This window comes from Glutamicibacter sp. MCAF14, from assembly GCF_052114325.1.
Taxonomy (GTDB): Bacteria; Actinomycetota; Actinomycetes; order Actinomycetales; family Micrococcaceae; genus Glutamicibacter; species Glutamicibacter arilaitensis.
Map to the genome: position 1 here is coordinate 302,940 of NZ_JBFREO010000003.1, position 19,858 is coordinate 322,797.

18 protein-coding genes are annotated in these 19,858 nt (G+C 60.8%); 12 read left to right on the top strand and 6 right to left on the bottom strand.

What is annotated here, in order from left to right; all coding sequences use genetic code 11:
- Window positions 1–23: 23 nt before the first annotated feature.
- The 5 genes from AB4Y71_RS06830 (at window position 24) to AB4Y71_RS06850 (ending at window position 7,046) form a co-directional block, all read left to right on the top strand.
- Window positions 24–503: a DUF2975 domain-containing protein gene (locus tag AB4Y71_RS06830; protein WP_441719012.1), complete on the top strand. Its 480-nt coding sequence runs from the start codon at window positions 24–26 to the stop codon at window positions 501–503.
- A 235-nt stretch (window positions 504–738) separates the two neighbouring features.
- A complete protein-coding gene (locus AB4Y71_RS06835) occupies window positions 739–2,115 on the top strand; it encodes a dicarboxylate/amino acid:cation symporter (protein ID WP_441719015.1) in 1,377 nt (458 codons plus the stop codon).
- A 113-nt stretch (window positions 2,116–2,228) separates the two neighbouring features.
- Window positions 2,229–2,900 carry a TetR family transcriptional regulator gene (locus AB4Y71_RS06840; protein ID WP_441719017.1) on the top strand — a complete coding sequence of 224 codons (672 nt, stop codon included), beginning with the start codon at window positions 2,229–2,231 and terminating at the stop codon, window positions 2,898–2,900.
- A gap of 4 nt (window positions 2,901–2,904) precedes the next feature.
- Window positions 2,905–6,408, top strand: coding sequence for an MMPL family transporter (locus tag AB4Y71_RS06845; RefSeq protein WP_441719020.1), 3,504 nt, complete (start codon window positions 2,905–2,907; stop codon window positions 6,406–6,408).
- Window positions 6,405–7,046, top strand: coding sequence for a Maf family protein (locus tag AB4Y71_RS06850; protein ID WP_441719023.1), 642 nt, complete (start codon window positions 6,405–6,407; stop codon window positions 7,044–7,046). The genes AB4Y71_RS06845 and AB4Y71_RS06850 overlap by 4 nt, the downstream gene beginning before the upstream one ends.
- A 55-nt stretch (window positions 7,047–7,101) precedes the next feature.
- Here the strand turns inward: AB4Y71_RS06850 and AB4Y71_RS06855 are convergent, their stop codons facing one another.
- Complete coding sequence (locus AB4Y71_RS06855) at window positions 7,102–7,305, bottom strand: hypothetical protein (protein ID WP_013348206.1); 204 nt, start codon at window positions 7,303–7,305, stop codon at window positions 7,102–7,104.
- Between the two features lie 25 nt (window positions 7,306–7,330).
- Between AB4Y71_RS06855 and AB4Y71_RS06860 the strand changes: the two genes are divergently transcribed.
- Window positions 7,331–7,849, top strand: a complete 519-nt coding sequence (locus AB4Y71_RS06860) for a CGNR zinc finger domain-containing protein (RefSeq protein WP_102598215.1) — start codon at window positions 7,331–7,333, stop codon at window positions 7,847–7,849.
- A 471-nt stretch (window positions 7,850–8,320) separates the two neighbouring features.
- Here AB4Y71_RS06860 and AB4Y71_RS06865 read toward each other — a convergent pair whose 3' ends face one another.
- Complete coding sequence (locus AB4Y71_RS06865; protein WP_441719026.1) at window positions 8,321–8,743, bottom strand: hypothetical protein; 423 nt, start codon at window positions 8,741–8,743, stop codon at window positions 8,321–8,323.
- Window positions 8,744–9,039: 296 nt separating this feature from the next.
- Here AB4Y71_RS06865 and AB4Y71_RS06870 point away from each other — a divergent pair, with 296 nt between their 5' ends.
- Window positions 9,040–10,824 (top strand): acetyl/propionyl/methylcrotonyl-CoA carboxylase subunit alpha, encoded by a 1,785-nt coding sequence (locus tag AB4Y71_RS06870; RefSeq protein ID WP_441719029.1) that lies wholly within the window; start codon window positions 9,040–9,042, stop codon window positions 10,822–10,824.
- 73 nt (window positions 10,825–10,897) lie between these two features.
- Here AB4Y71_RS06870 and AB4Y71_RS06875 read toward each other — a convergent pair whose 3' ends face one another.
- The 4 genes from AB4Y71_RS06875 to AB4Y71_RS06890 all read right to left on the bottom strand — a co-directional run bounded on the left by AB4Y71_RS06875 (window position 10,898) and on the right by AB4Y71_RS06890 (window position 15,498).
- Window positions 10,898–11,353, bottom strand: a complete 456-nt coding sequence (locus tag AB4Y71_RS06875; RefSeq protein ID WP_441719031.1) for a DUF6176 family protein — start codon at window positions 11,351–11,353, stop codon at window positions 10,898–10,900.
- Between the two features lie 91 nt (window positions 11,354–11,444).
- Window positions 11,445–12,185, bottom strand: a complete 741-nt coding sequence (locus tag AB4Y71_RS06880; RefSeq protein WP_441719034.1) for an SDR family oxidoreductase — start codon at window positions 12,183–12,185, stop codon at window positions 11,445–11,447.
- A gap of 181 nt (window positions 12,186–12,366) precedes the next feature.
- Entirely contained in the window at window positions 12,367–13,755 is a 1,389-nt protein-coding gene (locus AB4Y71_RS06885) for an MFS transporter (protein ID WP_441719037.1), read from the bottom strand.
- Between the two features lie 333 nt (window positions 13,756–14,088).
- Entirely contained in the window at window positions 14,089–15,498 is a 1,410-nt protein-coding gene (locus AB4Y71_RS06890) for an NAD(P)H-quinone dehydrogenase (protein ID WP_441719038.1), read from the bottom strand.
- 126 nt (window positions 15,499–15,624) lie between these two features.
- On the opposite strand from AB4Y71_RS06890, the gene AB4Y71_RS06895 reads away from it, so the two are divergent.
- The 5 genes from AB4Y71_RS06895 to AB4Y71_RS06915 all read left to right on the top strand — a co-directional run bounded on the left by AB4Y71_RS06895 (window position 15,625) and on the right by AB4Y71_RS06915 (window position 19,827).
- Window positions 15,625–16,425, top strand: a complete 801-nt coding sequence (locus AB4Y71_RS06895; protein WP_041649363.1) for a purine-nucleoside phosphorylase — start codon at window positions 15,625–15,627, stop codon at window positions 16,423–16,425.
- Window positions 16,426–16,478: 53 nt separating this feature from the next.
- Window positions 16,479–18,209: a phospho-sugar mutase gene (locus tag AB4Y71_RS06900; RefSeq protein ID WP_441719040.1), complete on the top strand. Its 1,731-nt coding sequence runs from the start codon at window positions 16,479–16,481 to the stop codon at window positions 18,207–18,209.
- A gap of 59 nt (window positions 18,210–18,268) precedes the next feature.
- Entirely contained in the window at window positions 18,269–18,955 is a 687-nt protein-coding gene (gene deoC / locus AB4Y71_RS06905; RefSeq protein WP_013348195.1) for a deoxyribose-phosphate aldolase, read from the top strand.
- A gap of 35 nt (window positions 18,956–18,990) precedes the next feature.
- Window positions 18,991–19,248: a hypothetical protein gene (locus AB4Y71_RS06910; RefSeq protein ID WP_013348194.1), complete on the top strand. Its 258-nt coding sequence runs from the start codon at window positions 18,991–18,993 to the stop codon at window positions 19,246–19,248.
- Window positions 19,249–19,332: 84 nt separating this feature from the next.
- Entirely contained in the window at window positions 19,333–19,827 is a 495-nt protein-coding gene (locus AB4Y71_RS06915) for a tetratricopeptide repeat protein (RefSeq protein WP_441719042.1), read from the top strand.
- The last annotated feature ends 31 nt before the right edge of the window (window positions 19,828–19,858 follow it).

Here is a 19,858-nt window from a genome sequence, read left to right on the forward strand (position 1 = left end):
GATTATGATTGATAATCAATCGTATGACGAATTCTGCCATTGCTCTGCTTCGGGCTTCGCTGATCGCTATCTTCCTCGGCGCACTCTTGGCCCAGACGCTGATTTTGCCGATGTTTATCGCAGAGTCCGTCAGCATCCATCCCGAAGTTGCCTATCTGGCCACCCCATACCGATGGGTGGTGACGGCGGGAATCATATGCCTGCAGGTTGCCCTGGCCTGCATCTGGATACTGCTGTCAAAGGTTCAACGCCAGAGAATCTTCGAGAATAGTTCATTGCGCTGGGTCACCACCATCATCTGCGCATCCGCGATCGCCACCTTCTTGGTCCTGGGATTGGGATTTCACTTGCTGGCGATCGTCCGCGCCGGCGGTCCCGGCGTATTCTTGATGGTCGCTGGCACCGTGGCGTTCGGCAGCGCCGCCACCTGGCTGCTGGTTGTGATGCGCAATCTGCTCGCGTCGGCAATAGGACTGGAAGCCGAGATGCGTGCAGTGATCTGACTTTCCGTTGCACAGTCAAGGCAAATAGTCCAGAAACAATGAACGACACGCAGAAATTCCCAAATGGCGAACTTTGTTTCGGCGCCCAAGGAACCCTTCATTTCTCGCGTAGTTTCGCCGGATTTGTGACCCCCGGCACCGCTTTGGAGTGCAATGAAGCACAAACAACGAAATATCGTCATGTTCAGTAACATTGACTGCTGCCCAAGCAGGTGAGCACCCTAATCTTGAACGCATGTCTACTAACGCACCTGCATCTAAGCTTCCCCGCTGGATGACCAGTTTCGGACCGCAGATCATTGCGGCACTGATTGTCGGTCTTCTTTTGGGCCTCGTGGCCAAGTACACCGGCAGCACCGCCGAAGAGCCCAACGGCCTGGGTGAAGCCCTGTCGATCATTGGATCCAGCTACGTAGCCCTGCTGCGCACCGCGGTAATCCCGCTGATCTTCTTTGCAGTTGTCGCCTCGATTGCCAACCTCGCCAAGGTCACCAATGCAGCACGGCTCGCATGGCAGACCCTGCTGTGGTTCGCCATCACCGCTCTGGTCTCCGTCGTCATCGGCATGGTCCTCGGCACCGTTTTCCGCCCCGGAGCGAATACCGGCCAGGACATACCGGATGACTACACCGGCAAAACCGGGGACTGGCTAGGCTTCCTCACCGGATTGGTCCCAGCCAATTTCCTGGGCCTGGGCGCCAGCACCAAGCTTGCCGATGATGCCACCGCCACCACCTCGATCAGCTTCAATGTCCTGCAGATCCTGGTGATTGCCATTGCTGTGGGCATCGCCGCACTCAAGGTCGGAAAGGCAGCAGAACCCTTCCTGGCGTTCTCCACTTCTATCTTGGCGATCATCCAGAAGGTCCTCTGGTGGATCATCCGCATTGCACCGATCGGCACGGTTGGCCTGATCGGCAACGCTGTCGCCACCTACGGCTGGGACACCATCGGCGCGCTGGGCAAATTCACCGTAGCGATCTATGTCGGCCTGGCACTGGTGCTGTTCGCGCTGTACCCGGTCCTGGTCCGTGCTCATGGCCTGTCCATCAAGCAGTACTTCTCGGGCGTTTGGCCAGCTGTGCAGCTGGCCTTCGTCTCGCGCTCGTCGATTGGCACGCTGCCATTGACCCAACGCGTCACCGAACGCAACCTCGGCGTGCCTTCGGGCTACGCTTCCTTCGCGGTGCCGTTGGGCGCCACCACCAAGATGGACGGCTGCGCTGCCATCTACCCTGCGATCGCCGCCATCTTCGTTGCCCAGTTCTTCGGCGTCGAGCTCTCGCTCACCGATTACTTCCTGATTGCCCTGGTCTCCGTCTTGGGCTCGGCGGCAACCGCAGGCACCACCGGCGCCATCGTGATGCTGACGCTGACCCTGTCCACCCTGGGCCTTCCGCTGGCAGGCGTCGGCTTGCTGATGGCAGTTGACCCGATTATCGACATGGGCCGCACCGCGGTGAACGTCGCGGGACAGGCACTGGTTCCAACCATTGTCGCCAAGCGCGAGGGCATCCTGGACATCGACATGTACAACGCTCCACGCAATGGCAATCCTTTTGCCGACGAAAGCATCTCGGCTCCAGATGCTGAGGCAGCCGCGGCCAAGTAGGCATTGCTGGTGATGATCGGCGCACGGGCATTTTCGCCCGTGCGCCGATTTCTTGTTTAAGGTCACACCCACTCCTTTTGCACAGAGTGCAACTTTGCACGTAGTGTAATCATGTGACTTCTCCAAGTACCGGCACCCGCCGCGAACTGAACAAGCAGGCGACGAAACAAGCCATCGTCGAAGCCGTCGCGGATCTGCTCCGCCACGGCTCTGGCACCGCGCTCACTGCGACCCAGATCGCCGAGGCGGCAGGAATCTCCCGGCGAACGCTCTTCAACTACTTCCCCTCGGTGGATGCGGTCTATTCCTATCCGCTGCATCAGGTTCTGGGAACCATGGTGGATTCCATCAGCGACCTTACTGATTCCATGCCATTGGTGGAAGCGATCATCGAAGCGCTCAAGTCCGATGATGTCGCGCGGCTGCTCGGACAGGTGGCTCACTTCGGTGCGTTCTTGCGGACCGAAGGGGCCAACTGCGGCTTCCCCGCCATGATGAATGAATGGCAGACAGCCGCCACTGAAGTCATCGAGAAGGTGGCCCGACGCTATCCGCACGCCAATACCTTCACCGTCAGGGTCTTCACCCATGCGCTGCTCGGCGCAGGCCAAGCCGCCTTCGACGAGTGGATCGAACGTCTGCCCGCCACCGAAACTGTCGGCATGGACATCTCCCCCGAACTCATTTCCGTCTTCCATTGCTTGATTACCCAGGCCATGGAAACCCTTGACGAGGGTTTCAAGGCCTTGCCGCTTTCCAGCACTAGCACCTTGAAGGACATCTAAGCTCATGGCTTCCCTCCTCTACCGCCTCGCGCGATGGGCGCACCTGCACCGCTACCGCGTCATTTCGATGTGGCTGGCAGCCTTCATCTTCATTGGGCTGTGCGCCAGCTTGTTCATGGGCCAGCTGTCCAATACCTTTACCCTTCCGGGAACCGAAACCCAGCGCACCCTGGACCGGATGAAGGAAGAACTTCCGGATCTCGCCGGCGGTTCCGGCTCCATCGTGTTCCGCGAAAGCTCGGACCGGCCGCTGAATGAAACCCAGAAGCAGGCCATCGTCGAGTCCTTGGACCAGTTGGGCATGCATTCCCAGGTCATCGAGGCCATGAGCCCCTTCGAATTGCAGGAACAGCTCGACAAGGCGCAGCCTGAGCTGGACAAGGCGCAGCAGGAACTGGTTGACGGCCAGAAAAAGCTGGACGATGCCAAGGAGCAAATTGCCGACGGCAAGGTGCAGCTCAAGGATGGCCGTGAGGAGCTCACCGAAGGCTGGGCCCAGTACTTCGACGGGCAGAAGGAAATCCAGGATGCTGAACCGCAGATCGCCGCAGCCGAAAAGCAGCTGGCCGATAGCCGCGCACGGCTGGATGCCGGGCAGCGTGAGCTGAACTCCGGCCGCGAGCAGCTGGAGGCTGGCGAAGCGAAGTACGAGGCCGGATTGGCCCAATACAAGGACGGCAAGGCCGAATACGACGCGGGCCGGGAACAGTTCGAGGCTGGCGAGAAGAAGCTCGAAGCCGCGGATGCCAAACTGGCCGCGGGCGAAAAGGAATACCAGGCTGGCATGGACCAGCTGCTCGGCGACTCCTCCCGCAAGGAATTCGAGGCAAACCTGTCCGACGGCAAGAAGGAAGCCACCGCGGGCCTGAAGGCTGCCGAGGACGGACTGGCCAAGGCACAGGCAGGCCTGGCCGAAGCTGAAGCGGCGATCAAGGACCTGACGGCCGAGATTGCCGGCGTGCAGCAGCAGCTCGATGCCGCTGAAGAAGCCGGCGATGAACAGAAGATCGCCGAATACACTGCTACCCTCAACGCCCTGAAGGAAGGCCTGGCCAAGGCCGAGGCCGGCAAGACCGCAGCCGAATCCGGCATCACCGAAGCTACCGCCGGCAAGAAGCAGGCTACCGCCGCGCTGGAGCAGATCGCCAAGGCAGAGGCAGGCCTGAAGCAGCTTGAAGCCGCGCGCAAGGAACTCGACGCCGGCCAGGCCCAGGCCAAAGCCGGCCACAAGGAACTGGAAGCCAACCGCGGCCAGCTTGATGCCGCCAAAAACCAGCTGGATGCAGCCAAAGCGCAGCTGGATGCAGCCAAGAAGGAAATCGCCACCAACAAGGCGAAGCTGAACCAGGGCCAGGCCGAGCTCGATGCCGGCAAGGCCAAGCTGGAAGCCGGGCAGCGTGAATTCGATGCCAAGAAGGCCCAATTCCTTGAAGGCAAGGCCGAACTGGCAGCAGCCAAGAAGCAGCTTGAAGACGGCGAAAAGACCATCAAGGAAAAGACCGCCGAGCTCGAGCAGGGCGAAAAGGATGTCGAGCAGGGCCTGAAGGACCTGGAGTCCGGCCGTGCTGAGCTGGAATTCGCTTCCCGACAGGTGGGCGCGAGCTCCGGCATGCGTTTCGTTTCCGAGGACGGAAGCACCGCAGTTTCGCAGGTAAGCTTCAAGGTCCAGACCGATGCCCTGACTCCCGATGACCGCGAGCAGATCAAGGCCATCGCTGCAGGGCCGCAGGCCAACGGGGTTCAGGTGCTGTTCTCCAAGGAGATCATGCAGGACATGTCCCAGGTCTTCGGCGCTTCGGAAATCGTTGGCGTGGTGATCGCCGCCATCGTCCTGCTGGCCATGCTCGGCACCTTGGTTGCCGCCGGCTTGCCGCTGCTGCTGGCGATCCTCGGCGTTGGCGCCGGCGTGGGCACCACCATGGCGTTCTCCTCGCTGATCGACATGGCCTCGATTACACCTGCCTTGGCGCTCATGCTGGGCCTGGCGGTGGGCATCGATTACGCGCTGTTCATCATCCACCGACACCGCTCGCAATTGCTCGGTGGCATGGAGGTTGGCGAATCCATTGCACGCGCAGTGGGCACCAGTGGAAACGCAGTGGTCTTCGCCGGACTGACCGTGATCATCGCCCTGGCGGCCCTGGCTGTTCCAGGCCTTCCGTTCCTGACCATCCTGGGCCTGTCTGCGGCATTCACCGTATTCTGCTCGGTCATCCTGAATATCACCTTGCTTCCGGCGCTGCTGTCCTTGGCCGGAAACAAATTGGTGTCCAAGCGAGCCCGCAAGAAGGCTGCTGCGCAAGCAGCGAATCCTAAGATCAAGGAATCCTTCTCCATCCGCTGGGTTCGCATGGTCACCAAGATTGCCGTGCCGGTAACCTTGCTGGTTGTCGTGGTACTGGGTGCCATCGCCTTGCCGGCCACCCAGATGCGCACTGCCCTGCCCGATGGCAGTGCAGAACCTGCTGATTCGCAGGCCTTCCAGGCCTACGAACAGACCAGCGATAAATTCGGCTCCGGCTACAACGGTCCATTGCTTGTCCTTGCTGATCTGCCTGCTGGGCTCAGCGAGCGCCAGTCCGATGAAATGAGCCTGGACGTTGCCGACAAGCTGCGCGAGTACAGCGGCGTGGTAGCGGCGATTCCGGTCACCATGACCGAGGACCGCACCTTGGCCGCCATCCAGGTGATCCCTACCGACGGTCCGTCCTCGGAAGCCACCGAAGCGCTGGTGCACCAGCTGCGTGCTGACTACGCGAAGTTCTCCGAGGCTACGGGTGCCGATATCGCCGTGACCGGCCAGGTTGCCGCGCAGATTGACGTGTCGGAGAAGGTCACCGCCGCATTGGTGCCATACCTGAGCATTGTGGTTGGCTTGTCGCTGATCTTGTTGCTGCTGGTCTTCCGTTCGGTGGTCGTTCCGTTGCTGGCCACCGGTGGCTTCCTGCTCTCGCTCGCGGCTGCATTCGGTGCCAGTGTCATGGTCTACCAGTTCGGCTGGTTCTCAAGCGTCTTCGATGTCAATGTTCCAGGTCCGCTGCTGAGCTTCCTGCCGATCCTGCTGACCGGCATCCTGTTCGGCCTGGCCATGGACTACCAGGTGTTCCTGGTTTCTGCGATGCGCGAGCGCTTTGCCCACGGCGAGCCGGCCAAGGAAGCGGTCCGTTCCGGCTTCTCAATGGCCGCTCCGGTGGTTACGGCCGCTGCGCTGATCATGATCTCGGTCTTCGCAGGCTTCGTGTTCTCGCATCTGGCGATGATCCGCCCGCTGGGCTTCGCCTTGGCATTCGGCGTGCTCTTCGATGCGTTCATCATCCGCATGACCTTCATCCCTGCGGTCATGCACCTGCTGGGCGACAAGGCCTGGTACCTGCCCAAGTGGCTGGATAAGATCCTGCCGGACGTTGATGTGGAAGGATCGAAGCTGAACGAAATGCTCGAATCCGGACATGCTGATTCGGATGCTGGCTTCGAGCCGAACCAGACCAAGGAGAACGCCGCCGTATGAGTGAACAGCTGAAGACCGAACCCAGCCTGCTGCTGGCTTCGGCATCATGGGGGCGCAAAAAGGTGCTCACCGATGCTGGGCTGAAGTTCGCCACCCAGGTTTCGAACGTGGATGAGGATGCAGTGCTCGCAGCAGCCGTGGCCGCAGACGGCGAGCAGAGTCCGGCACAGACCGCGCTGCTGCTGGCCCGGGCCAAGGCGGAGGACGTCGCAACAGGCGGCCATGCGGCAGGAACCGTGGTGCTGGGCTGCGATTCAGTCTTCGAGCTGGAGGGCGTGGCCTACGGCAAGCCGCACACCGAAGAGGTCGCCCGCGAACGCTGGGAGCAGCTGAGCGGATCCACCGGAGTGCTGCATTCGGGCCATTGGCTCATTGATCCAGCCCACCCGGACCAGGCCTGTGGCCAGGTTTCCTCCACCGTGGTGCATTTCTCCACCGTGAGCGATGCCGAAATCGAGGCCTACGTCGCCAGCGGGGAGCCTTTGCCCTGTGCCGGGGCATTCACCATTGACGGGCTGGCTGCCGCCTTCATCGAGTCCATCGAAGGCAACTTCCAGAACGTGGTCGGTCTCGACGTCTTTGTCCTGCGAAGCCTGCTCGCGCAAAGCGGCATCAGCATCGTGGACCTCTGGAAATAGACTGGTTCCCGGCACGAAATGGTGCCTTCCGCTTGCATTGCGGGAGGCACCTTTTCTATGCTTGCAGCTCCTTGCTCAGGAGCATCTGCTCGTCTCCGAACCCGCGCTGGCGCATGACATGTCGCCGGCAGCGGCGGCAATAGAAGTATTCGACAAGTCCAGTGGAAGTTTGATGGCTTGATTCAACTTCCCAGCAGTGCTCGTGCGCATCGGTTGCTTCTCGGGATTCAGTGGCTTGGCTATGCTGTGTCGTGGTCATGGCTCAAGCATGATGTAATGCTCTTATGCAACTCAACCCTTACGGTGAATATGCGGTGCGGCTCGCCGCGTCGCTGGCAAACGACTGGCCTTCGAACCGCGACGGCATCGAACAGCGCACCCGGGATGTCGGCATGACCATGCCCTTTCCTCGGCTTGCCTCGGACTACGCGCAGACCCGCTGCGTGGTGGACGACTGGCTGGGCATCGTCGATGCTCCTTCGGATCCTGAACGCGCCATGCTGCTCAACCTGCAAATGGCCCGCGCCTCAGCCTATCCGCGGCTCGTGGACCACGACGGAGAGGGATGGCACCTGCACTACCGCGATGACGGCCAGAGCATGCCGCAGGTTCTGCGCTCGGTGATCTGCGTCGGCACGGCATTGCACTTGACAACCAGGGGCATGCACCGGCTGCGGCGCTGCGAGGCAGCGCCGTGCGGCAAGGTAGTCGTGGATGTGACGCGCAACGGACGCCAGCGGTTCTGCTCAGTGCGCTGCGCCAATCGCGCGGCAGTTCGCCGTCACCGCGAACGGCAGGCGTAGCCGCCGGTCCGGCCAGTTCCAGCTTGCTCGGGTGCGATAGGGAATCCTGTATCGGCGGCACGCGCTGCCCAGGCATTCCGAAGGCATCCCCTTCCTTGGTCCGGCGTCTGCCTCGCAACCGCAGATCCAATTGGGCCAGCCGTGCGTCGCTGCAACGAATATGCCCGCTGCCTGGCCTGGGCAAGCGGGAGGAGAATGCCAGCTCATGGGCGATCGCTTGGGGATTGCTTCCGGAATCCGGTTCCCGCAGCGGTCGGCGAGCACCTGGCATTCTGCCGTTCTCCGGGTCATTGGATCAAGCGCTGTACGGCGTCTTGGCTCGGCACGGATTTCGCCCTTGCACTGCAAGGATTTCGCCCTTGCACTGCAAGGATCAGAAGCAGGCGCGCCGTGCTTGGCCAGGATGATCCGCAACCTTGCAAATCCGACGATGCCAGGAGACCGTCGGGAAATCCCATGGCCCCCACGCAGCTAGAACACAAGGATATTCTCGTGGATCCTGGCCCAGCCTTCGCCCTCCAGCCCCATGGTGTCTGCGTCAGCGCGGACCAGGATCATCTTCGCTCCAGGAGCACTGACCTCCACAATGGCATCCGAGCCGCCGGCTGCACCGCATCCTCCGGCAGCACCGCCCTCCCCTACTGGGAATTTGAACAGGCAGGCTGCTTTCCCGTCTGCAGAAGTGGCGGCGAAATAGTCAGCATTGCCGTGCGAGACCAGGAAACGCACGGATTGCCTGTCGAGGCCCTCCAGCTGGCTCTTGTCTCCCGGCCACTGGTCGGTTCCCACCGGGCCCCGGTCCAAGGCCGGAATGCCTGTTCCGCTGGAGCAGCCGGCCACGGCGGGCATCACGGCAGCCAGCAATCCGAAGAGCGCACTTCGTCGATGCCGCACGGGGACCCCCTATTTTCCATCGTTCCGACAGCCTGGCCCGGCTGAACGTGGAAGAACAGGAATAGCGAGCCGGCACTAGCGCCCAAGCGGAGAATAAGGTTCCTGCCGGGGTCGGAATGCTGGAACACCCGGTGGTCCGCGCGGGCGGGTTCCGCGATGCCTGACGCTGAGATATTTTGTAGGATTCCTCCAAAATTTTTAGGCAAACACCCGGGTTCGACGGCTTAACTACATATAGTTCCCACAAAAACGATAGGCTCCTACTTGAGAAACCCTATTTTTAAAAGACAAGGTTCATGATGAATCCATTGACGAAGGTGCTGATCGCCAACCGTGGCGAGATTGCAGTGCGCATTATCCGTGCCGCACGCGATGAAGGAATCGAGTCGGTAGCGGTCTACGCTGACTCGGATCGCGATGCCCTGCACGTGCGTCTGGCAGATGAAGCCTACGCATTGGGCGGCACGACCGCCGCTGAATCGTACCTTCGCATTGAGAAGATCCTGGACGTAGCCGAACGCTCCGGTGCCGACGCGATCCACCCGGGCTATGGATTCCTCGCGGAGAACGCCGACTTCGCCCAAGCGGTCATCGATGCCGGCCTGACCTGGATCGGCCCCGGCCCGGAATCCATCGACCAGCTCGGCGACAAGGTCAAGGCGCGCCACATTGCCGAAAAGGTGGGCGCTCCCCTGGTTCCGGGCACCAAGGACCCGGTCGCATCGGCCGAAGAGGTCTACGCTTTCGCCGACGAGTTCGGCCTGCCGCTGGCCATCAAGGCCGCCTACGGCGGCGGCGGACGCGGCATCAAGGTTGTCCGCAACCGCGAGGACATCGGCGAACTCTACGACTCCGCCGTGCGCGAGGCCGTTGCGGCCTTCGGCCGAGGCGAATGCTTCGTCGAGCGTTTCCTGGATGCACCGCGCCATGTGGAGACCCAGTGCCTGGCCGACAGCCACGGCAACGTCGTGGTGGTTTCCACTCGCGACTGCTCGCTGCAGCGCCGCAACCAGAAGCTCGTCGAAGAGGCTCCGGCCCCATTCCTGAGCGAAGAGCAGGTCACCCGCCTCTACGAGTCCTCCAAGGCGATCCTGCGCGAGGCCAACTACACCGGTGCCGGCACCTGTGAATTCCTCGTCGGCCAGGACGGCGTGATTTCCTTCCTCGAGGTCAACACCCGCCTGCAAGTCGAGCACACGGTCTCCGAAGAAGTCACCGGGCTGGATCTGGTCCGCGAGCAGTTCCGCATCGCCCGCGGCGAAGAGCTGGGCTACGAGGATCCTGAGGTCCGCGGCCACTCCTTCGAATTCCGCATCAACGGGGAAGACGCAGGACGCGGCTTCGTTCCGACCCCCGGCACCATCACCAAGATGAACCTGCCATCGGGTCCGGGCGTGCGCGTTGACTCGGGCATCGAGCAGGGCGAGAGCGTCTCGGGCAACTTCGACTCGATGATTTCCAAGCTGATTGTCACCGGCAGCACCCGCGAGGTCGCAGCCGCTCGTGCTCGCCGCGCACTGGAAGAATTCCAGATCGAGGGCATGGCCACCGTGCTGCCGTTCCACCGCGCCGTGATGAGCGACCCTGCTTTCGTTCCAGCTGAGGGCCCATTCAAGGTGCACACCCGCTGGATCGAAACCGAATTCGATACTTTCATCGAGCCTCACCCGATGCCGGTGGGCGGCCAGGACGCCGCCGAGGATGAGCGCACCAGCGTCACCGTCGAGGTTGGCGGCAAGCGCTTGGAAGTCACCCTTCCATCGTCGCTGGGCTCGGTAGCCTCCAACGGCGCCGAGAAGTCTGCAGGAAAGAAGAAGCGCAAGCCAGGCCGCAAGGCCGCCGGTGCCGCCGGCGCCAACAGCGCAGAGCTGCGTTCGCCAATGCAGGGCACCATCGTGAAGGTTGCCGTCGAGAATGGCGACAGCGTTGCCCAGGGCGATCTGATTGTCGTGCTTGAAGCAATGAAGATGGAACAGCCGATTACTGCGCACCGCGATGGCGTGGTCAGCGGTTTGGAAGTTGCCCCGGGCGAGACCCTTTCCTCGGGCGCTGTGATCGCTTCGATCGAAGAAGCCAAATAGCACTTTTAGCAGCAACGCCTCAGGGCCTGGACATTTCTGTCCAGGCCCTGACGCATTTTCCAGCCAAGATCGCCTAGCTCGAAGCTTCTGGGTGCTGCGCCCAGTGCATCATGGATGCTTTGAGATGATCGGGCATCAGCAGGAACTTCGGTTCCAGCTCCTCCCAACCTGGCATCTTCGTCTGGCGGCTAGCCGCCTCATGGACTGCATCGATCTCCTGCTGCATATCCAGGCCACTGCCGTTCTCCCCCACCAAGCTCAGATGGTAGATCCATATGGAGCCATCGGCCTCCACATGCCTGAATGTTGCTTCCAGTACGGCCCGTTGCGCTTCCAGGGATGCTTCGCACTCGTCGTAGCGCTCATTGAGCATAGCCATCCACGAACCAAAGTTCTGGTCCTGCCCGTCCTTAATTCGCGAACGGCTCAGTTCCAAGCGCATTCCCTGCGGTACCGATGTCGGCATCGGAAAGCCGGGGAAATCTCGTGGGGTAGGCCGGAAGGGAACATGGGCTTCTTTTTCATCCATGCCGTGATGCTTGCATAACTGGCCAGTTATGTCACGCTAGTTTCGCAGCCACCGAGCGCCCCGGACTCGAGGCGCCATTGAGCGGGCCTCGTTATTGGCGAGCCAGCCAGACCTCGAAAGTTTCCAGACCCAACCGTGCCGAGCTACTTGGCAAGATCCCGCCATCGCGCATGGCCTTGCCCATTGGGCCCGGGATCGGGACTTCCACGACTTTAGGCGACCTGCCTTGGAACTTGAGGTACTTGGCAATCAGATCCGGGGCGTATTCTTCCTGCGGTCCGGCCAGATCCTGCACCAACCCCTGCGCCGGCCCCTGGGCAAGGGCCACCAAGGCCGCAGCGACCTCGTGCCCTGCAATGGGCTGCATGCGCGCCTTAGGCGCCATCTGCACCGGCCCGGCACCAAGCCGGTTGATGTTCTGGCCGATGAATTCATGGAACTGGCTCGTGCGCAAGATCGTGTAGCCTCCGGAGAGCATCTGCAGCATCCGCTCCTGCGCCGCTTTGCCTGCGTAGTAGCCGGAGTCGATGGCTGCCGCACCGATGATCGAGATCGCCACATGGTTTTGCACTCCGGCTTCCCGTCCCACGCGCACGAGGTTGGCGGTGCTCTTGGTGAAATAGCGCATGGATGCAGCCGCGCTGGTGGTGGCGGCTCCGGAGACATCAATGACCGATTGGCAATCGACCAGCCACTTCTCTACTGCATTGATATTGGTCAGGTCGCACCCCATGGACCGTGCGAGCACTATTGGTTCATGGCCTGCTTCCTTGAGATTTTCAACCACGAGCTTGCCGATAACTCCGGTTCCGCCTGCAACTGCAATCCGCATGCGCTGTCTCCTTTGGCTTTAGAGATTCCGCACCTCATGCTTCCACACACCAGCTCTCGATGTAAGGGGGAAGATGCCCCTTTCCAGCTGGCGCCTATCTACCCAATGGGAATGGCAAAAGGCCCGGCGAATCATCATTGTTGATGATCCGCCGGGCCTTCAGCTCAGCAATGCGCTCGAATTACTCGACCCACTCTTCCATGTCCATGTCCGTGGTATCGCGGGTCATGAACAGGGCGATCAAGGTCAGCACAGCACCCAGGGACAGGTACAGGCCAACAGTCAGCGTGTTGCCTCCACCGGCCTTCCACAGAGCTACTGCAACGAAGGATGCAGGAGCTGCGCCGATCACCGAGGACAAGTTGTAAGCCACGGCCGAACCGGTGTAGCGCACGTTCGACGGGAACAATTCAGGCAGGTAGGCGGCCATTGGACCGAAGGTCATGCCCATGAGCGCGAAGCCCACGATCAGACCGGCCATGGCAGCTGCCTGGCCAGGACCGAAGAACAGGGTCCAGGTCAAGCCGAAGACCAGGATGCCGGAGGTAACCCAGATCAAGAACTTGCGGCGGCCGAACTTCTCTGCCAATGGGCCGGAAACCACGGTGAAGATGCCGAAGAAGACAACGCCGATGATCAGCATGGTCAGGAAGGTCGGACGCTCGATGCCCAGACCCGGTACGAAACCGGTCGCGTCGAAGGTCTTGTCCTTGGCTTCTGCCGCTGCAGTGGCCTGCTCAACGGTGGCCGGCTGAGTGCCGTAGGTCAGCGTGAAGGAGGTCATCAGGTAGAACAGCACGTAGGTGGCCAGCATGATGAAGGTACCGGCCAGCGTTGGACGCCAGTGCTTCTTCATGGTTACAGCGAAAGGCGACTTGACGACCTTCTTCTGATCCAGCACCTTCTTGAAGGATGCGGATTCGACCAGCTTCAAGCGTACCCACAGGCCAATGACGACCATTACTGCGGAGAAGTAGAACGGAACGCGCCAGCCCCAGGCCATGAACTGCTCTGGGGTGCAGAAAGTCTGCAGGGCGACGAACAGCAGGTTGGCGATGATGAAGCCGATTGGAGCGCCCAGCTGAGGGAAAGTGCCGTAGATGGCGCGCTTGTTCTTTGGAGCGTTCTCGGTGGCCAGCAGGGCCGCGCCCGACCATTCGCCACCCAGCGCCAGACCCTGCGCGAAGCGCAGCAGCACCAGTGCGGTCGGCGCCAGCACCGTCCAGTGGCCGGCAGCTGGCGGCAGGAAGCCGATCAGGAAGGTCGCGATGCCCATCAGCAGCAGCGAGGCAACCAGGGTTCCCTTGCGACCCATCTTGTCACCGTAGTGGCCGAAAATGATCGAGCCCAGCGGACGGGCTACGAAGGCCACACCGAAGATCGCGAAGGAGGAAAGGATCGCGTTGATGGTGGAGGCGTTGGGGAAGAACAAGGCCGGGAAAACGAGGACCGACGCGGTGGCGTAGGCGTAGAAGTCGAAGAACTCGACGGTGGTGCCAATCATGCTGGCAAACAGCACGCGGCCGCGGGTGTTTTCCTTCGGCGCCACTGCTTGGTTAGCCTGCGACATGGAGGCTGCTCCTTAGAGTGAAAGTACGAGTTAAAAGTTCATTTGTGTTGTCATAATCGTAAACCTGCATGACCAGTATTCGGATATTGATGTCCAGCATTTGGACGCGGCATATCGAGGAATCCGGCGGCCGACCATAAATTACCGGCCTACTTGCAGGAATGCATGCTTCCATATAATGAGACATGACATGAGGAAACAGTTTTCCTACTTATATCAGAGCCAAGCACCAAAGTGAACGGCATCACAAAAATTTGTATTACGCCGGGCGAGCAGAAGGGCGGCATCCCCCTTCAATGAAAGGGAAATGCCGCCCGGGAAAACCTTCAGGACCTACCGATGGCGGTGCAGGCGACGAGCCGCTTCAGCCAGCGATCCAGACAGCGACGGATAGACCGTGAAAGTCTCGGCCACATCGTCAACGTGCAGGTTGTTCTGCACTGCCAATGCCAGCGAGAAGATCAGTTCACTGGCGCGAGGAGCAACCACGACACCGCCGATAACGGTGCCCGAGCCCTTGCGCGAAACAATCTTCACGAAGCCCTGATCCACATTCATCATCTTGGCGCGGGCATTGGTGTTCAGATCAACCTTGATGATGTTGGCCTGGTACTTGCCCTCGGCAACAGCACGCTGGGTGACGCCTACGGTAGCGATTTCCGGAGAGGTGAAGACATTGGATGCCACCAGGTCCAGGTTCAACGGCTTGACCGAGTCGCCGAGCAGGTGGGCTACGGCAATGCGCCCCTGCATCGCTGCTACCGATGCCAGGGCGAAGACGCCCGTGCAGTCACCGGTGGCGTAGATGTTCGTTGCAGTAGTGCGCGAGACGCCATCAACCTTGATATGCCCGGATTCGGACAGCTGCACGCCGGCCTCTTCCAGCCCCAGGTTGGCAGTGTTCGGAATGCCGCCAACAGCAACCAGGCAGTGGCTGCCCTCGAGCACGCGGCCATCGGCCAAGGTGACCAGCACCCGGTCGCCCTTGCGCTCCACGCCTTCGGCGCGGGCCTGGGAAACAACGTTGACGCCGTTCTCCTTGAAAGCATCTTCCAGTACGCCAGCCGCGTCAGCATCCTCGCCTGGCAGCACGCGGTCACGCGAGGAAACCAGGGTGACCTTTGCTCCCAGCAGGTTGTAGGCCGAAGCGAACTCAGCACCGGTCACACCGGAACCAACGACGATCAGGTGCTCGGGCACCTCGTTCATGTTGTAGATCTGGGTCCAGTTGAAGATCCGCTCGCCGTCCGGCTTCGCGGTAGGCAGCTCACGCGGGTGGGCGCCTACGGCAATCAGCATGGCATCGGCTTCGATCTTCTGCTCGGAACCATCTGGGTGCGAAACGGCAACCGTATGGTCATCGAGCAGCCGGCCCTCACCGATCACGATGCGCACGCCGGCACGCTCAAGGGTCGTTCGGATATCCGAAGACTGTTCCTTGGCAAGGTCCAACAGGCGGTGGTTAACCACTGAGAAGTCAGTGACGGCCGAATCCAGGCCATCAACGTGCACTCCAAAAGTCTCGGCATGCTTCACGCGGCGCACTGCGTCTGCGGTAGCAATCAGGGTCTTGGAAGGCACGACGTCGGTCAAGACTGCCGAACCGCCCATGCCGGCACGTTCTACGACGGTGACATTGGCGCCCAATTGGGCCGCCCCCATGGCAGCTTCGTATCCGCCAGGTCCACCACCGAGAATAACTAAACGGGTTGCTTCATTCCTACGATCTGCGCTCACATTCACTATTGTTCACCATGCACGGTGATTGCGCACATCGAAGCACAATCCTGGAACGTGATTTTGGTTCTGAAGCACTGGTTTCACCTGACAAAGCGGCCCGCTGCAGGTAGCGTATTTCCCGTGACTGATATGCATAATGACCCACAGGCCCTGGCTGCACAGGCTGCCCAGGCAATCGCCGAACAGACCGGCGTCGAAAAACACGACATTGCGCTGGTTCTCGGCTCCGGTTGGGGCCAGGCCGCCGAACTCATCGGCGAAACCACCCACACCCTGGATGCCACCTCCATCCCAGGCTTCCATGCCCCGGCAGTACCCGGCCACAAGGGCAGCATCTCCTCGATCCTGACTGCCACCGGCAAGCGCGTACTGGTCCTCGGTGCCCGCACCCACTACTACGAAGGACGCGGCGTGCGCGCTGTTGTCCACCCGATCCGCACCGCTGCGGCCACCGGCTGCGAGCAGCTGGTCCTGACCAACGGCTGCGGCGGCCTGAACCCGGACTGGACCCCGGGCACCCCGGTGATGATCTCCGACCACATCAACCTCACCGCCACTTCCCCGCTGGAAGGTGCGACCTTCGTCGACCTGACCGACCTGTACTCCTCGCGCATCCGCGGCCTGGCTCGCGAAGTCGATGCCACCTTGGATGAAGGCGTCTACGCGCAGTTCACCGGACCGCACTACGAAACCCCGGCCGAAGTCCAGTACGCCAAGGCAATCGGCGCCGACCTGGTTGGCATGTCCACCGCGTTGGAAGCCATCGCGGCCCGCCACGCAGGCATGGAGATCTTCGGCATGTCCCTGGTCACCAACCTGGCCGCCGGCATCAGCCCGGTACCGCTGAGCCACGAAGAAGTAATCGAAGCCGGCCAGGCTGCCGGTCCGCGCATTTCCAAATTGCTGGCACAGATCATCGCGAAGCTCTAAGCTCCGCCATATTTGCGTACCAAGAAGTTAGTAGTGTCCTTGAAGGGAAATCAGTGAATCACACGCAGAAGATCCAGTTGCTTGATGCGGCGGGCAAGTGGGCAGCCCAGGATCCCGATCCGCAAACGCAGGAAGAACTGCAATTGCTGATCCAGCGCGTCACCGAGGGTGACGCGCTGGCCTTCGAGGACATTTCCGAGCGCTTCAGCGGCGTGCTGGAATTCGGCACCGCCGGCCTGCGAGCTGAGCTGGGCGCCGGCCCAATGCGCATGAACCGCGTGGTGGTCATGCGCACTGCCGCAGGCATCGCCCGGTTCCTGAGCGAACAGGCCAACGGACAGTACACCCCAAAGGTTGTCATCGGATTCGATGCGCGCTTCAACTCCGATGTCTTTGCCCAGGATTCTGCCGGTGTCTTCGCCGCTGCCGGCTTCGAGGTCCTGCTCATGCCATCGGCCTTGCCCACCCCGGTCTTGGCCTGGGCCGTACGCGAATTCAGTGCAGAAGCCGGCGTTATGGTCACTGCAAGCCACAACCCTCCACGAGACAACGGCTACAAGGTCTACGTCGGTGGCAGGATCACTGATGCCTCGGGCCGTGGTGCGCAGATCGTCTCGCCGATTGATGCGCAAATTGCGTCCTTGATCGACCATGAGCAGCCCGTGGCCCAGATTCCGCGTGCTCTCTCCGGCTGGCAGGTACTGCCGGCGATTGGCAACGAGGGCGACATCGAAGCCGCATACCTTGCCTCGATCCACCCGATCATCGATGCCCCGAACGAACAGGATGCGGCGCGCAAGAACCTGCGCATCGTGGTTTCAGCGATGCACGGAGTCGGTGGCCACACCATGCGCCAGGCTTTGCTCAACGCTGGTTTCCCTGACGTGCACATGGTCGCCGAGCAGGAACATCCCGATCCGCTCTTCCCCACCGTGAAGTTCCCGAACCCCGAAGAACCCGGCGCCATCGACTTGTCCTTGGAGCTGGCCCGCAAGGTAGGGGCAGACTTGGTCATTGCCAATGACCCTGATGCTGACCGCTGCGCCGCGGCCATCCTCGATGGCGATGCGTGGCGAATGCTTCGCGGCGATGAAGTGGGATGGCTGCTGGGAGACCAGGTTTCCAAGACCTTGCCAGAAGGCAAGAAGCTGGCCAATTCCATCGTGTCTTCGCGCATGCTGGCGGCCATCGCCAAGGATGCCGGACGCGAGCACGAAGAGACCCTGACCGGATTCAAATGGATCTCCCGCGTTGAAGACCTGGGATACGGCTACGAGGAAGCTCTGGGCTACTGCGTAGCTCCGGAGCTGGTGCGCGACAAGGACGGCATTTCAGCGGGTATCGTCCTCGCTGATCTGGCAGCCCAGTTGAAGGCAGATGGAAGCACCATCTCGGTTCGCCTGGATGAACTGGCCGCCAAGCACGGCGTGCACGTTACCGACCAGCTGTCCTTGCGTTTCACCGACTTGGCGCAGATCCCGGTACTGATGGACAAGATCCGCAAGAACGCTCCGGCATCGTTGGGCGGCTCCGATGTTTCCGAGGTCACCGACCTGTCCGAAGGCACCGAGAAGCTTCCTGCGAATAACGCCATGGTTTTGCATACCTTCGCTGGTGCCAGAGTGATTGTGCGCCCCTCGGGCACAGAGCCTAAACTCAAGTGCTACTTGGAAACTATTGAGCCGGTTGATGATCTGGCTGATGTCCCTGAAGCTCGCAAGCGCGCCACCGCCCAGGTCTTGGCCATCAAGGATGAATTGGCAGCTTACCTGAATGCCAACTAGGATTGCCCCTTCGAGACCTTCTTTTGAATTGATTGAAATCTTTATTGTTAGAGGAAATGATGACTGAACTAAGCGCCCGCGAGATCGCAAGCTACATCGATCACACCCTATTGGCTCAGAACGCGTCCCGTGAACAGATCGTGCAGATCTGCGAGGAAGCCAAGAAGTACGAGTTCAAGTCGGTCTGCGTCAATCCGTTGTGGGTCTCTACCGTTTCGCGCGAGTTGGAAGGCTCGGAGGTGCTGACCTGCTCAGTGATCGGTTTCCCACTGGGCGCTTCAGCAACAGACACCAAGGTTTTCGAGACCAAGCATGCTGTAGCTGACGGTGCCAATGAAATCGACATGGTGATCGACGTTGCCGCCGCCCTGCGTGGCGATCGCGATGCCCTGGTCAACGAGATCTTCGCCATTGCCCAGGCCGCCCATGAGGGTGGAGCCATCTTGAAGGTCATCATCGAAACCTGCCTGCTGACCGAGGAAGCCAAGGTCCTGGCATGCGAGGCCGCCAAGGCCGCTGGCGCCGATTTCGTCAAGACATCTACCGGTTTCTCCACCGGTGGCGCAACCGTTGAAGACGTTGCCCTGATGCGCAAGACCGTTGGTCCGGACATGGGAGTCAAGGCTTCCGGTGGCGTGCGCAGCGTCGAAACTGCTCGTGCCATGATTGCAGCGGGCGCAACTCGACTAGGTTCTAGCTCAGGAGTTGCTATCCTAGAAGGAGAGCAAAGCGGTTCCAGCTACTAGGACATCGCACCTATCTGTTTCCTCAAGGAGAAAAAGTGTACTCGAACGGCAAGAACACTGCCCATTCTGGTGAAGGCCGCCTTGTCGGCAACATTGTTACCCTCGTGATCTTCTTTGTGATGTTCGCAGCGGGTATTTACGTTCTGGGCTACTGGACCCTTGAGGTCGCTTGGTGGCCAACCCTGGTTGGCTTCGCTCTGATGTTCCTGGCTTTCGCAATCCCAATGCACCTCATGGGTCGTGCTGAAAAGGCCGAGGATCTGGTTGCAGCGGCTAACGCTCACCAGAACTAGTCAAAACTTCTAGAATCAGGGAAACCCCAATGCGGGTTTCCCTGATTTTCGTTTAAGCACTATTCCCGCATCTAGACTGATGCCATGGAAACTTGGGATCAGCGCGTAGAAGAGTTCTGGAACTGTGCCAAGGGCAAAAGCCCCGAACAACTGCACCACGAATTGGCAGCCCTGCTTCAGGGCAAAGGACCGCAGGATTCGCTAGTGCTTTTTGAAACCGCCTCCTTGCATGACTATCTGGGCGAAGAAGAACTGGCTGTCGGCCCGTACCAGGCCGCGCTGGCTGCTGGGTTGGAAGCGCCCAGGCATGACGAGGCTCAGCTGCAGCTGGCCAGCACACTGCGCAATCTCGGGCATTACGACCAGGCCATCGAGCTGCTGGAGCAGATCAGTTCCGAATCACCAATCCATACAGATGCCCAAGCGTTCCTAGCCATGGCACTGCTTGATTCTGGACAGCCCACCGAAGCAGTCAAGCTGGCCGTCAACGCCCTGGCACAGCATTCCTCGATCTACGCTGGGGCCCTCAGGGCCTATGCCGAAGAACTCGGCTCCCACGCATCCTCAACCGAGCGCTAACGGCCCAAGGGCCAGTCCCCTGCCCTAATGG